The following is a 13,485-nucleotide window of genomic DNA, read 5'->3' on the forward strand; positions in this document are numbered from 1 at the left end:
TCGCGCGAACCCATGGCTAGATGAGAGATCAGAGTTCGAGGTCGTCGTGCTCGCCTCGCTCGGCAGTAGCCATGCGGTCCTCGCCCTCCACCATGTCTTCACCTTGTTCGGGATCGAGATCCTCGAGATACCCGAGGCAAGTACGGCCAAATGGCGACAAGGCATAACCGTTCTCGGGGAGGCTTCCCGGCTTCTTGATCCGCTTGGGCTTGTCTGAGTTGGAGATCCGCTTGGCTGGGTTCTCGACTATCTTCTGAAGCTTATTCACCTCGCCCTCGGGCTCAACAGACGGCCTGACCGCGCGGATCGCGGCATGAGCGGACGTTCAGCGGCGGGCCGTGGTGGCCAACCTGGTGCGGCAGTATGAGCCGCATGCCCATCCGCTACGTCAGCCAGAATGAACTCATCGCGCTGCTACGAGACAGCCCCGACTTGCTGGCGGAACGAGCACGTGCCTCGCTGGACCCTACGGACATGGAACTGGTGCCGGTTTCCTCCGGCACCTTAGATCTCAGGACGTACGCACGCTCATCGGCATGTCAGGACGTTGAGCACCCCCGCCAACAACGGTCACAACGCCGCCTTTGGGACGCGACCATCCGCGTCTGGATCTCCCGCGATCCGCGCGGTCCCGCCGATGACTGGACGCTTGTACGGGGGTCAGCGCCGATCGAGGCGGCTCAGAGTCCGAGGTCGCGGCTGGTGCTGGTCGCGAGCGCTTCGGCGGGGCGGATGTAGTGGTTGAGCAGCGTGCTGAGGTCGCGGTGGCGGGTCTGGGCGGCGATGCGGTCGATCGGGGCGCCGTTGAGCGACGCCGTGGTGGCGTGCCCGGCGCGAAGGGAGTGCCCGGTGACGGGGAGGCCCTCGAAGCCCGCCGCGTTGGCGCGGTCCTGGACGAGTCTGCTGACCGCTCGGGGGGCGATGCGTTCGGTGGTGGCGGTTCCGGATGCGTAGACCCGGGTGAAGAGCGCCGTGGCCTGCGGGGGCGGACCTTGAGCCAGGCTTCCAGGGCGCCGATGGGGTCGGTCTGACGGTGTTGGCCGCGGGCGACGCCGACGAGCTGGCCGTGGCCGTCCTGGTCGGTCTTGGAACGCCGGACGGCCACCAGGATGCCGGTGGGCTTGGTGAGAGCCGCAATAGCAGGGGCGGTGTGGTTCGTCATGGACCACACTCCCCTACCTCCGGCTACCCGTCGTCCGAGCCTGGAGAAGTAGCCTCCGGGAAGGAGGGTTTCTGGAGGGTGTATCAAATCTCAGACGCTTCAGGCTCGGAGATCACAGATCTCCGAGCCTGAAATCGGTCGGGCTGACAGGATTTGAACCTGCGACCCCTTGACCCCCAGTCAAGTGCGCTACCAAGCTGCGCCACAGCCCGAAGGCCCAGAAACGCGTCCTGGACCCGACAAGCAACATTAGCAGCCGTCCCGAACCCGTTCGACACTGCCTACGAGGTCGCGCGAGGTGCCGAGCGCGGGGACGGACGACCCTGCTTGACAGCCGCCGTACGGTCGCCTCATGGCACCGCCGCTGGTCCTGCTGCCCTCGCTGGGCGAGACGCGTGCGAGCTGGGACGCCCTCATGCCCGCCCTCTCCCGAGGGCGCGAGGTCCACGCGACCGACCTCCGTGGACATGGGGACGCACTGTGGGAGCCGCCGTACACGTTGGACCGGATGCGTGATGACGTCATCGACCTGCTCGATGCGCAGGGCATCGACCAGGTCGACCTCGTCGGCCACTCGCTCGGCGGAGCCATCGCGTGCCAGCTCGCCGCGACGTATCCGAGCCGGGTGCGTCGTCTCGTCCTCGAAGACGTCGGCGCGCTACGACCGCGCACCCCGAGCACCCCTCAGCGGCCCGACGGACCGCTGCCCTTCGACTGGGACGTGGTCCTTGCCGTCCGCCGCCAGATCGACGACCCGGACCCCTCGTGGCGCGAGGACCTCGCGCGTGTCAGGGCACCGACGCTCGTCCTCGCCGGTGGCCCCACCAGCCACGTCCCGGACGACACCATCGACGAGCTGGTGCACCGAGTCCCCGACGCGCGCCGCGTCACCATCGACGTCGGCCACCTGATCCACGCCCGGGCTCCCCAGGCATGGCTGGACACCGTGCTGCCGTTCCTCGACGGCTGAGCCTCGCGAGGCGATCGATCCCACGCGAGGCGCCTGACGTCAGCGGCGCTTGCGCTTCTCCCGTACGCGCTGAGTCAGGTGGATCGGCGATCCCTCGAACCCGAACTCCTCACGCAGCCGGCGCTCGATGAACCGGATGTACTGGTCCTCGAGCTTGCCCGACGTGAAGAGGACGAACGTGGGCGGCGCCACGCTGGCCTGGGTCCCGAAAAGCACCTTGGCCTGCTTCCCGCTGCGCACCGGGTGGGGGTGCTCGGCGACCAGACGGCCCAGGAAGGTGTTGAGGAGCCCCGTCGGGACGCGGGTGTACCAGCCGTCGAGCGCGGTGTTGAGCGCGCGCACGATGCGGTCGACGTGCCAGCCCGTCAGCGCCGTGATGTTGACCCGGGGCGCCCACTGGACCTGAACCAGCTCGCGGGTCATCTCGCGGTCGAGGTAGTAGCGGCGCTCGTCGTCGACGAGGTCCCACTTGTTGAACGCGAGGACCAGTGCGCGCCCCGCCTCCTCGACCTGGCGGATGATCCGAAGGTCCTGCTCCGAAATCGGCTCGCTCGAGTCGATGACGACGACGGCGACCTCGGCCCGCTCGATGGCCGTCGCGGTGCGCAGGCTCGCGTAGTACTCGTGGCCCGACGCCTCCTTGACCCGGCGGCGGATGCCGGCGGTGTCGATGAAGCGCCAGAGCTCGTCACCGAGCTCGACCAGCTCGTCGACCGGGTCGACGGTGGTGCCGGCGACGCTGTCCACGACCACCCGCTCCGAGCCGGCGATCCTGTTGAGGAGGCTCGACTTGCCGGCGTTGGGCCGGCCGACCAGGGCGACCCGGTGCGGTCCCTCGTCCTCGTCGTCGGTCTCCTGCGGTGCGTCGGGGAGGATCTCCAGGATGATGTCGAGGAGGTCGCCGGCGCCTCGGCCGTGAAGGGCGGAGACAGGGAACGGCTCACCGAGGCCCAGGTTCCACAAGGTCGCCGCCTCGAGCTCTCCTCGCTCGTCGTCGACCTTGTTGGCGACCAGGACGACGGGCTTGCCCGAACGACGGAGGACCTTGACGACCTGCTCGTCGGCATCGGTGATGCCCACGGTCGCATCGACGACGAACATGACGGCGTCGGCCGCGGAGACCGCCACCTCCGCCTGCGCCGCGATGCGCTCGGCGAGACCTCGGGCGTCGGGATCCCAGCCGCCGGTGTCGACCACGGTGAACTCGCGTCCGCTCCACTCGGCGTCGTACGAGACCCGGTCGCGGGTCACGCCGGGGACGTCCTGGACGACGGCCTCGCGTCGCCCCAGGATGCGGTTGACCAGCGTCGACTTGCCGACGTTGGGGCGGCCGACGACGGCGAGCACGGGGACCCGTCCGCTGTCGGACTCGTTGACGGGATCGGTCATGGGGTGGTTCCTCCGAGAGCAGGGGCGGCCTTCGCAGCGAGGCGGACGACCTCGTCGATGACCTCGTCGAGCGTCAGATGGGTGGTGTCGAGCTGGATCGCGTCGTCAGCCTTGGCGAGGGGCGACGTCGTACGAGACGAGTCGATCGCGTCCCTGCGTTGGAGCGACGCAGCCGTCGCCTGGACGTGAGCGGCCTCTGCCTGCCCCTGCTCGGCCGCCCGCCGAGCGGCGCGGGCGTTCGTGTCGGCCACGAGGAAGACCTTGAGCGGCGCGTCGGGGGCCACGACGGTGCCGATGTCTCGACCCTCGAGGACGATCCCCTCCGAGGCCGCGATCGTCTCGCGCTGCAGCCTGACCAGGCGTTCGCGAACCTCCGGGACCCGGCTCACCTGGCTGACGGCATCGGTGACCTCCTGGCTGCGGATCGGACCGGAGACGTCGACACCGTCGACGGCGATCGTCGGAGCCTGCGGATCGGTGCCGGAGACGATGGTCGCGTCCGCGGCCGCGGCGGCGACCGCGGCGGCATCCTCGACGTCGGCGCCCCGCTGCAGCACCGCCCAGGTCAGGGCGCGGTACATCGCCCCGGTGTCGAGGTAGGCCAGGCCGAGCCGCGTCGCGACGCCTCGGGCCGTGCTCGACTTGCCGGACCCGGACGGGCCGTCGAGAGCGATGACAACAGGGGGCACAGAGAGGTCCTTCCTCACAGGTGGGCAGTCCAACCGCGCTCGGTGAGCGCGGCCGCGAGCTCGTCGGCGCGCTCGGAGCGGACGGTGATCTCCGCGACACCGACCGGTCGGCCGAGGTCGTGGTCGATACGCAGATCCTCGATGTTCACTCCCGATTGTCCCGTATCGCGGAAAAGGCGCCCGAGCTCGCCCGGTTGGTCGGGCACCTGGATGAACACGGTGGCAAGCGCAGCGGGCGTCTCCTCGCCGTGCTTGCCCGGGATCAGACGGGTGCCGGAGACACCGCGGCCGAGCACGTCCTCGATCGTCTGGCGGCGTTCGATGCCGTCGAGGAGCTCGTCGAGGTCGTCGCGCACACCTCGCAGCAGCTCCACCAGCGGCAGCCTGTTCGCGTAGAGAATCTGGCGCCAGAGGCCGGGATCGCTGCCGGCGATGCGGGTCACGTCGCGCAGACCCTGGCCGGCCAGGGCAAGGTGGTCGGTCGGACCTCCGTGCAGGCGCGCGGCCGTCAGGACCGACATCACCTGCGGCAGGTGCGAGACACGCGCGACGGCGACGTCGTGCTCGTCCGGTGGCATCTCGACGAGCGTCGCCCCGGCCGTACGGCCGAGGTCACGGACGAGCTCCATGGCGGCGTCGGAGACGGCGGCGTGCGGGGTGATCGCCCAGGCACGCCCTTCGAAGAGGTTCTCGGAGGCGGCCGTCGGGCCGGACCGCTCGCTGCCCGCCATCGGGTGGCTCCCGACGTAGCGTTCGAGGCCATCGGTCCCGGCCGACGCGAGCGCCTGCAACGGCGGCAGCTTCACGCTGGCGACGTCGGTGACGACGGCGTCCGGCCACTCCCCCAGCGCCTCGGCGACGACCTCGGCGACGTAGTCCGGTGGAACGGCGACGACGACGAGCGCCACCCTCTCGGGAGCGGCCAGCGTGCCCGCGCCGAGCATCTCGGCGGTGCGCGCGTGCTCCGGTCTGGTGTCTCGCAGGTGCACCTCGGCGCCCGACCGCGTGAGCGCCAGCGCCAGCGAGGTGCCTACGAGTCCGCAGCCCACGACGAGGACGGGACCCGGGAGAGCGCGGGACTGCGGGGCGGAGGTCACAGCTTCACGCTATCCAACAGGACCCCGAGCTCGTCCGACGTCAGGTCGCGCAGCTCCCCTGGCTTCATCCCGCCGAGGTGGATCCCCCCGAACGCCGTCCGGGTGAGCTTCACGACCGGGTGGCCGACGGCCTCCATCATGCGGCGCACGATCCGGTTGCGGCCGAGGTGGATGTCGAGCTCGACGATGCTCCGGTCGGCCGTCGTCTGCTTCACCGCGAACCGGTCGACGCGCACGGGTCCGTCGTCGAGCTCGATCCCGTCCTTCAGCCGTCGCCCGAGCCCGCGGGTGACCTCGCCCTCGACCTCGGCGACGTAGGTCTTGGTGATCTCGAACGAGGGGTGCGCCATCCGGTTCGCGAACTCGCCGTCGTTGGTGAGCAGCAGCAGTCCGCTGGTGTCGGTGTCGAGCCGGCCGACGTGGAAGAGCCGCTCCGGTCGGTCGGCGACGTACGACGAGAGGTCGCTCCGGCCGTGCTCGTCGCTCATGGTCGACACGACGCCGCGCGGCTTGTTGAGCACGAGGTACGCCTTGTCCGACGCCGGTGGGATGCGTTTGCCGTCGACGTGGATGACGTCGGTCGCGGGGTGCACGCGCAGGCCCATCACGGTGACGACCTCGCCGTTGACCGTGACGCGGCCCGCGGCCATCAGGTCCTCGCTGGCGCGACGCGAGCCCACCCCGGCCTGCGCGAGGACCTTCTGCAGACGGACACCGTCGGGGTGCTGCTCAGACATGCTCGTCTCCTTCAGGTTCGGCGCCTTCACCCTCGGGCGGCTCGGGGGTCACCGGTGCGGCGCCGCCGCCGAGGACCTCGGGATCGTCCATGTCGTCCATGCTCGGCAGGAACGGCGCCAGGTCGGGCAGCTCGTCGAGGCTGGAGAGTCCCATCCGCTCGAGGAAGTACGGAGTCGTCGCATAGAGCACGGCTCCGGTCTCGCTGTCGGTCCCGGCCTCGGCGACCAGCCCACGCGTCACGAGCGTGCGCATGACGCCGTCGACGTTGACGCCGCGGATCGCCGAGACCCGCGCCCGCGAGACCGGCTGACGGTACGCGACTACGGCCATCGTCTCCAGCGCCGCCTGCGTCAGGCGGGCCTGCTGACCCTCCAGCACGAAGCGCTCGACCGCTCCCCCGTACTCGGCCCTGGTGAAGAAGCGCCAGCCGCCGGCGATCCTGCGCAGCTCGAACCCACGGCCCTCATCGTCGTAGGAGCGCGCGAGCTCGACGAGCTCCGTCTCCACCACGGCCGGAGGGTGCCCGACGGCCGACGCGAGGGTGACGTGGTCGAGGGGCTGGTCGGCGACCATGAGGACGGCCTCGAGCGCGGGGCGCAACGGGTACGCCTCGGGCGGCTCCTCCGGGTCCTGCGGGTCCTCCGGCTTCGGCTGATCGGCAGGACCGGTCGGCCCGGTCGCGTCACTGTCGTCCATCTGCATCCTCGGTCTCGGGTTCGTTCCCGGCTCGTGCCCCGTCGTGTACGTCGTCCGGTGCGCCCACGGGTACGGCGTCGGACTCGTCGAACTCCGCGCTCACCTCGACCTCGCCGTCCTCTGTGCCCGTCCACCGGATCGTGAGCTCGCCGAGCGGCGTGACCTGGTCGAACGAGACGACGCTCTCGCGGAACAGCTCCAGCAGGGCGAGAAACCGTGCCACCTTGGTCAACGTGTCCGGGGCGTCGGCCACCAGCGCGCGGAAGGTCATCGAGGTGCCGCGCCGCAGCCGCTCGACGACCAGGACCGCCTGCTCCCTGACACTGACCTGCGGTGCGTGCAGGTGCGTCAGCGAGAGAACCTGCGGCACCTTCGGCTGCATGGCCTTCGCGGCGAGAAGGGCGAGCTCGTCCGGACCGATGCTGATCAGCACCTCGGGCAGCAGCGTGGCGAAGCGGGGCTCCAGCGCCACCGACCGAGGGAACCGCTTTGACTCCTCCGCCAGCCGCGCCTGCATCCGCGCCGCGACGAGCTTGAACGCGCGGTACTGGAGCAGCCGGGCGAACAACAGGTCGCGTGCCTCGAGCAGCGCCAGGTCCTCCTCGTCCTCGACGTCGGCCTGCGGCAGGAGCCGTGCGGCCTTGAGGTCGAGCAAGGTCGAGGCGACGAGGAGGAACTCGGTCGTCTGCTCGAGGTCGCCGTCGGGGCCCATCGCCTTGAGGTGGGCGATGAACTCGACGGTGACCTTTGACAGCGCGATCTCGGTGATGTCGAGCTTGTGCTTGGCGATCAGCTGCAGCAGCAGGTCGAACGGACCCTCGTACGCGTCGAGGTGCACGACGAACCCAGCGGGTTCGCTCACGTCGCCCCGAGTCGCCGGGCGAGCTCGCCGTCGGCACCGTTCTCGGCGTACTCAGCCAGCGCCATCGCGACCGCCTCGCGGATCAGCCGTCCGCGGTCCAACGTCTGTCCGAGGTCGCGCCGCAGCTCCAGGCGGGCCGCCTCGAGATCGAGGAGCTCCGCGGAGTTCATGTAGACGGTGACCTTGCTGTCGTGCTTGACCCGCCCGCCGCGGCGTCCGGCGTCCGCGGCCCCGTCGCCCTCTGCGGACGCAGCAGAGCCTGGGTGCTCCGGGGCGGTGGTCGGTCGGAACAGCTCGTCGGCGCCAGGCAGCTTCACACGCCGGGGCACCGGACGAGCACCTCCCGAGCAAGCTGGCGATAGGCCTCGGCACCCTTGGACTCGGGTGCGAAATCAGTGATCGGCTCCCCCGCCACGGTGGCGTCGGAGAACTTCACCGTACGGCGGATGACGGTGTGGAAGACCTTGTCTCCCCACCCGTCGACCAGGGTCTGCAGCACCTCTCGGCTGTGGAGCGTCCGGCTGTCGTACATCGTCCCGAGGAGACCGATGATCTCCAGGTCGAAGTTGGTGCGCTGGCGGACCTTCTCGATCGTCTCCTTGAGCAGCGCCACACCGCGCAGCGCGAAGTATTCGCACTCGAGCGGGATCAGGACGCCGTCGGAGGCGGTCAACGCGTTGACGGCGAGCAGGCCGAGCGACGGCTGGCAGTCGATGAGGATGACGTCGTAGTCGTTGAGGACCGGCCGGAGCATCCGGGCCAGCGTCTGCTCGCGGCCCACCTCGTGCACCAGGCTCATCTCGGCGCCTGACAGGTCGATGCTCGACGGCAGCAGGTGGAGGTTGGCGGTGCGGGTCTTGAGCAGCACGTCCGGCACGTCGACGTCGTCGTGCATGAGCAGGTGGTAGACCGTGGCCTCGAGATCGTGGGCCGGGAAGCCGAGGCCGACGGTCAGGGAGGCCTGCGGGTCGAAGTCGACGAGGAGGACCCGACGACCTGCCTCGGCCAGCGCGGCACCGAGGTTGATGGTCGTCGTCGTCTTGCCGACGCCGCCCTTCTGGTTGCACAGGGCGATGACGTAGGCGGGTCCTCCGCTCGGGGGTCCCGCAGCGGGGAACTCCGGCATGGGCCGGCCGGTCGGGCCGATCTCGGCGCCGGCCGACGGGAGCTCGCTGAGCAGATCGCGGTGCTGGTTCATGCGCTCTCGATCCCGTGGTGGTGGCTGACTGGACTGTACCAAGTCGACAAGTCTCCACCCTGGCGCCGCGCGGCGTGTCGGCGGCGCTACGCGAGGGCGCGTGGATGTGCCGTGGCATACACCTCGCGCAACTTGTCGATGGTCACCAGCGTGTAGACCTGCGTCGTGGTGACCGAGGCGTGCCCGAGCAGCTCCTGGACGACGCGGACGTCGGCGCCCCCGTCCAGCAGATGGGTGGCGTAGGAATGGCGGAGCGTGTGCGGCGAGACGTCGACGGTGATGCCGGCCCGTTGTGCAGCCTTCGCGAGAACCGCCCAGGCGCTCTGCCTCGACAGCCGACCGCCTCGGGAGTTGAGGAAGATCGCTCCTCCCGGGGTCCGCGCGCTCACCAGTCCCGGCCGCACTCCTTCGAGATAAGCCCGTACGGCCTCCTGGGCGAAGCGCCCGACCGGGACGATGCGCTGCTTGCCGCCCTTGCCGCGCAGCAGCACCTCACCGGCCTCGAGATCGAGGTCGTCGACGTCGAGCCCGACGGCCTCCGAGATCCGGGCACCCGTGCCGTACAGGAGCTCCAGCAGGGCCCGGTCACGTGTCGCCAGCGCGGTGCCCGCCGATCCGGAGGCGTCCAGCAGCGCCTCGACCTCCTCGACCGCGAGGGCCTTGGGAAGTCGCCGCGGCGGTGCCGGTGGCTTCACCTCCGCCGCGGCGTCGCGTCCGATGACGCCCTCGCGGAGCGCGAACTTGTGAAGGCCCCGGGCCGCGACGAGCGTGCGGGCCGCGCTGGGCGCGCTGAGCGGCGGATGGTCGTCGTCTCCCTCCCGCAGCGCGGCGAGGAAGTCCGTCACGTCGGCCTCCGCGATCTCGTCCAGGGACGCGATCCCCCGCTCCCGGAGATAGGCGGAGTAGCGGCGCAGGTCCCTGCGGTACGAGGAGAGCGTGTTGGCGGCGAGGCCCCGCTCGACGCCCAGGTGGCTGAGGTACTCCTCGACGAGCCGACCAACGTCGCTTCGGCCGGCTTCGCTCACGAGACCCCCACGACCGCGTCGGGCGAGACGTACGTCATGGCGTGCGCCTCCGCGACCCCCTCGTTGGTCACCGAGCCGTCGTGGACGTTGAGACCGGCGCGGAGGGCAGGGTCCAGCCGCAGCCCCTCGCGCCACCCGTGCTCGGCGAGCGCCAGGACGTACGGCATGGTCACGTTGGTCAGCGCGTACGTCGACGTGTGCGGCACCGCACCAGGCATGTTCGCGACGCAGTAGAACACCGACCGCTCGACCGCGAACGTCGGCGCGAGGTGCGTGGTCGGACGCGAGTCCTCGAAGCAGCCGCCCTGGTCGATCGCGATGTCGACGAGCACGCTGCCGGGTCGCATCGTGGCGACCATCTCGTGGGTCACCAGGCGCGGCGCCTTGGCTCCCGGGACGAGCACCGCGCCGATGACGAGATCGGCCTCAGCCACCGCGCCCTCGACCTGATAGCGGTTCGAGGCGACGGTCTGGAGCCGTCCGCCGAACTCCGCGTCGAGCTGGCGCAGCCGGCCGACGTTGATGTCGAACAGGGAGACACGTGCCCCCATGCCGAGCGCGATCGCGGCAGCGTTGCGGCCGGACACGCCCCCACCGAGGACGACGACGTCGGCCGGATGCACTCCGGGCACGCCGCCCATGAGCACGCCGCGGCCCTCGGGGGCCAGCAGGTGGTAGGCACCCACCTGAGACGCGAGGCGTCCCGCCACCTCGCTCATCGGCGCGAGGAGCGGGAGCGCCCGGTCGGCGGTCTGCACGGTCTCGTACGCGATCGCCGTGGTCCCGGCCGCCAGCAACGCCTCGGTGCACTCTCGCGACGCGGCGAGGTGCAGGTAGGTGAAGAGCACCTGGTCGGGTCGCAGCCGGGCGTACTCCTCGGGGATCGGCTCCTTGACCTTCAGCAGCATGTCAGCGGCCGCCCAGACCCCCTCGGCACCGGGGAGGATGTCAGCCCCGGCACGCACGAACTCGTCGTCGGAGATCGAGGAGCCCTCGCCGGCTCCGGCCTCGACGAGCACGTCGTGGCCCGCCTCTCGAAGCTCACGCACTCCCGCCGGGGTGATCGCGACGCGGTACTCGTGGACCTTGACCTCGCGTGGGACGCCGATCCTCATCGTGCACTCCTCCCGGACCGCTCATGACAGGCGTTGCCGCTGGGCGGTCGTCGACACAGCCGATCCTAGGCGGACGTGTCCCCGTGTGCGCGCACCTGACACGCGAGCAGTCCAGCGACGGTCAGCGCGTCGGTGATCCGCCCGTCGAGCACGGCCGCGACCGCGTCGCCCAGCGGGACCCACACGCTCGTCATGTCGGCCTCCTCGTCCAGCCGCTCGGTACGGGCGTCATCGGCGACGGCCTCGAGCCCTTGCGCGAGGTAGACCTCGACCCGCTCGTCGGTGAATCCGGGCGACGAGCGGAGGGTGACGAGGTGCGACCACTCCGAGGCGACGAGGTCCGTCTCCTCGGCCAGCTCGCGCGCCGCGGCGTCGGCGGCCGACTCGCCCTCGATGTCCAGGAGCCCGGCCGGAAGCTCGACGAGCCGCTCTCGGACGGGATGCCTGTACTGCTCGAGCAGGAGGACGCGCCCCTGGTCGTCGAGCGCCACCACTCCCACCGCGTCGTCGTGGCGGACGGTCGTCCGGTTGATCGTGCCGCCCTCGGGCGTCTCGACCTGATCCAGGACGACGTCGACGAACGCCGACGCGTACGGGGTCTCGCTGCTGCGGACCTGCCACGACTCGGCGCGGTCCTCGAGCTGCTCGCCCGGAGCGAGCAGGAGACCGGGCAGGGTGGGGTGCGCGACGCGCGTCGCCGCGCTCACGCGGTGACTTCGGCGGGACGCCGACGCAGACCCGACTCGTCGACCGGCAGACGCATCTCGCGCTGCCGGGCCAGCGCCGCAGCGACAAGACCGGCGAACAGCGGGTGCGGACGGGTCGGGCGCGACCGCAGCTCGGGGTGCGCCTGGGTGCCCACGTAGTACGGGTGGACCTCGCGCGGCAGCTCGACGAACTCGACCAGATGGTTGTCCGGCGAGACGCCGGAGAACGACAGCCCCGCCTTCTCGAGCGTGTCGCGGTAGCCGTTGTTGACCTCGTAGCGGTGCCGGTGGCGCTCCTCGACCTCGGTGGCGCCGTACGCCTCCGCGACGACCGAACCCGGCGTCAGGCGAGCGGCGTAGAGACCGAGACGCATCGTGCCGCCGAGGTCGCCGGCGCCCTCGACGTACGCCTCCTGCTCGGCCATCGTCGCGATGACGGGGTGCTCGGTGGCGGGGTCGAACTCCGTCGAGCTGGCGTCGGGGATGTCGGCGAACGAGCGCGCGTACTCGATGACCATGCACTGCAGACCGAGGCAGAGCCCGAGGGTGGGCACCTGGTGCTCGCGCGTCCAGGTCAGCGCACCGAGCTTGCCCTCGATGCCGCGGATGCCGAACCCGCCGGGGACGCACACGGCATCGACGTCGCCGAGCCACTGCTGAGCGCCTGCCGGCGTGGCGCACTCGTCGGACGGCACCCACTTCACGCGGACCTTGGCGTCGTGCTCGAAGCCGCCGGCCCGCAGCGCCTCGACCACCGAGAGGTAGGCGTCGGGAAGGTCGACGTACTTGCCGACGAGCGCGACGGTGACCTCCTCCTCCGGCTCATGGACGCGGCGCAGGAGCTGGTCCCACTGCTTCCAGTCGACGTCACGGAACGGGAGGTCGAGACGGCGTACCACGTAGGCGTCGAGGCCCTCGGTGTGCAGGACCTTCGGGATGTCGTAGATCGACGGCGCGTCGATCGCGTTGACGACCGCCTCGGCGTCGACGTCGCACATCAGCGAGATCTTGCGCTTGACGCTCACCGGGACCTCCCGGTCGGAGCGGCACACGATGGCGTCGGGCTGGATGCCGATCGAGCGCAGGGCGGCCACCGAGTGCTGTGTCGGCTTGGTCTTGAGCTCCCCCGACGGACCGATGTAGGGGACGAGCGAGACGTGCAGGAAGAAGCAGTTGTCGCGGCCGATCTCGTGGCGGACCTGGCGCGCGGACTCGAGGAACGGCTGCGACTCGATGTCACCGACGGTGCCACCGATCTCGTGGATCACCACGTCGACGGCAGGCCCGCCCATGGTGAGCATGCGGTCCTTGATCTCGTTGGTGATGTGCGGGATCACCTGGACGGTGTCGCCGAGGTAGTCGCCACGACGCTCACGGGCGATGACCTCGGAGTAGACCTGACCCGTCGTCACGTTGGCGCGACCGACGAGGTCCTCGTCGAGGAACCGCTCGTAGTGGCCGATGTCCAGGTCGGTCTCGGCCCCGTCGTTGGTGACGAACACCTCGCCGTGCTGGAACGGGTTCATGGTGCCCGGGTCGACGTTGAGGTAGGGGTCGAGCTTCTGCATCGTGACGCGCAGACCGCGGGACTTGAGGAGCCGGCCCAGGCTGGACGCCGTGAGGCCCTTGCCGAGCGAGGAAGCCACGCCGCCGGTGACGAAGACGTGCTTGGTGGGCACCGAGTTTGCCAAGGGAACTCCCGTGATCGTGTGTGTTGCCGGGTCGGCGTCCGGTTGGTCCGGACGACGCGTGGCACGTCAGTGGAACACAGGCGGATCAATGCACATGTTCACGGGATTTCACCCTATCAAGGTCCGGCAACGTCCGGGACCTCCGC

General features: G+C 70.3%; 15 protein-coding genes and 1 tRNA gene. 1 reads left to right on the forward strand and 15 read right to left on the reverse strand.

The genetic code is table 11. The features are described 5' to 3' along the window. Positions 1-28: 28 nt before the first annotated feature. The 3 genes from KV100_RS05190 to KV100_RS05200 all read right to left on the reverse strand — a co-directional run bounded on the left by KV100_RS05190 (position 29) and on the right by KV100_RS05200 (position 1,374). Complete coding sequence (locus KV100_RS05190) at positions 29-268, reverse strand: hypothetical protein (protein ID WP_220341811.1); 240 nt, start codon at positions 266-268, stop codon at positions 29-31. A gap of 412 nt (positions 269-680) precedes the next feature. Continuing rightward, on the reverse strand, positions 681-1,169 hold the full coding sequence (locus tag KV100_RS20335) for a tyrosine-type recombinase/integrase (RefSeq protein ID WP_220341812.1): 489 nt from the start codon (positions 1,167-1,169) through the stop codon (positions 681-683). A 131-nt stretch (positions 1,170-1,300) separates the two neighbouring features. Next, a tRNA-Pro gene (locus KV100_RS05200) sits at positions 1,301-1,374 on the reverse strand. 140 nt (positions 1,375-1,514) lie between these two features. Here KV100_RS05200 and KV100_RS05205 point away from each other — a divergent pair. After that, positions 1,515-2,132 (forward strand): alpha/beta fold hydrolase, encoded by a 618-nt coding sequence (locus KV100_RS05205; RefSeq protein WP_220341813.1) that lies wholly within the window; start codon positions 1,515-1,517, stop codon positions 2,130-2,132. A 39-nt stretch (positions 2,133-2,171) separates the two neighbouring features. Here KV100_RS05205 and der read toward each other — a convergent pair whose 3' ends face one another. The 12 genes from der to KV100_RS05265 all read right to left on the reverse strand — a co-directional run bounded on the left by der (position 2,172) and on the right by KV100_RS05265 (position 13,339). Next, entirely contained in the window at positions 2,172-3,521 is a 1,350-nt protein-coding gene (der, locus tag KV100_RS05210; protein WP_220341814.1) for a ribosome biogenesis GTPase Der, read from the reverse strand. Beyond that, a complete protein-coding gene (gene cmk, locus KV100_RS05215; RefSeq protein WP_308291347.1) occupies positions 3,518-4,210 on the reverse strand; it encodes a (d)CMP kinase in 693 nt (230 codons plus the stop codon). Before cmk ends, der begins: the two co-directional genes overlap by 4 nt. 14 nt (positions 4,211-4,224) lie before the next feature. Next, positions 4,225-5,307, reverse strand: a complete 1,083-nt coding sequence (locus KV100_RS05220; protein ID WP_220341816.1) for a prephenate dehydrogenase — start codon at positions 5,305-5,307, stop codon at positions 4,225-4,227. Continuing rightward, positions 5,304-6,044: a pseudouridine synthase gene (locus tag KV100_RS05225; protein ID WP_220341817.1), complete on the reverse strand. Its 741-nt coding sequence runs from the start codon at positions 6,042-6,044 to the stop codon at positions 5,304-5,306. Before KV100_RS05225 ends, KV100_RS05220 begins: the two co-directional genes overlap by 4 nt. Next, a complete protein-coding gene (gene scpB / locus KV100_RS05230) occupies positions 6,037-6,741 on the reverse strand; it encodes an SMC-Scp complex subunit ScpB (protein ID WP_220341818.1) in 705 nt (234 codons plus the stop codon). Before scpB ends, KV100_RS05225 begins: the two co-directional genes overlap by 8 nt. Next, positions 6,728-7,603, reverse strand: coding sequence for a ScpA family protein (locus KV100_RS05235; RefSeq protein ID WP_220341819.1), 876 nt, complete (start codon positions 7,601-7,603; stop codon positions 6,728-6,730). Before KV100_RS05235 ends, scpB begins: the two co-directional genes overlap by 14 nt. Further along, entirely contained in the window at positions 7,600-7,932 is a 333-nt protein-coding gene (locus KV100_RS05240; RefSeq protein ID WP_220341820.1) for a hypothetical protein, read from the reverse strand. The genes KV100_RS05235 and KV100_RS05240 overlap by 4 nt, the downstream gene beginning before the upstream one ends. Next, the gene (locus tag KV100_RS05245; RefSeq protein WP_220341821.1) at positions 7,917-8,801 is read right to left on the reverse strand and encodes a ParA family protein; all 885 of its coding nucleotides are present in this window, start codon (positions 8,799-8,801) and stop codon (positions 7,917-7,919) included. The genes KV100_RS05240 and KV100_RS05245 overlap by 16 nt, the downstream gene beginning before the upstream one ends. A gap of 86 nt (positions 8,802-8,887) precedes the next feature. Then, a complete protein-coding gene (gene xerD, locus KV100_RS05250) occupies positions 8,888-9,826 on the reverse strand; it encodes a site-specific tyrosine recombinase XerD (protein ID WP_220341822.1) in 939 nt (312 codons plus the stop codon). Next, entirely contained in the window at positions 9,823-10,941 is a 1,119-nt protein-coding gene (gene ald, locus KV100_RS05255; protein WP_220341823.1) for an alanine dehydrogenase, read from the reverse strand. Before ald ends, xerD begins: the two co-directional genes overlap by 4 nt. A 65-nt stretch (positions 10,942-11,006) precedes the next feature. Then, on the reverse strand, positions 11,007-11,648 hold the full coding sequence (locus tag KV100_RS05260) for an NUDIX domain-containing protein (protein ID WP_220341824.1): 642 nt from the start codon (positions 11,646-11,648) through the stop codon (positions 11,007-11,009). Beyond that, positions 11,645-13,339 carry a CTP synthase gene (locus KV100_RS05265; protein WP_220341825.1) on the reverse strand — a complete coding sequence of 565 codons (1,695 nt, stop codon included), beginning with the start codon at positions 13,337-13,339 and terminating at the stop codon, positions 11,645-11,647. Before KV100_RS05265 ends, KV100_RS05260 begins: the two co-directional genes overlap by 4 nt. Positions 13,340-13,485 lie beyond the last annotated feature (146 nt).

It is taken from the genome of Mumia sp. zg.B21, from assembly GCF_019550855.1.
Taxonomy (GTDB): domain Bacteria; phylum Actinomycetota; class Actinomycetes; order Propionibacteriales; family Nocardioidaceae; genus Mumia.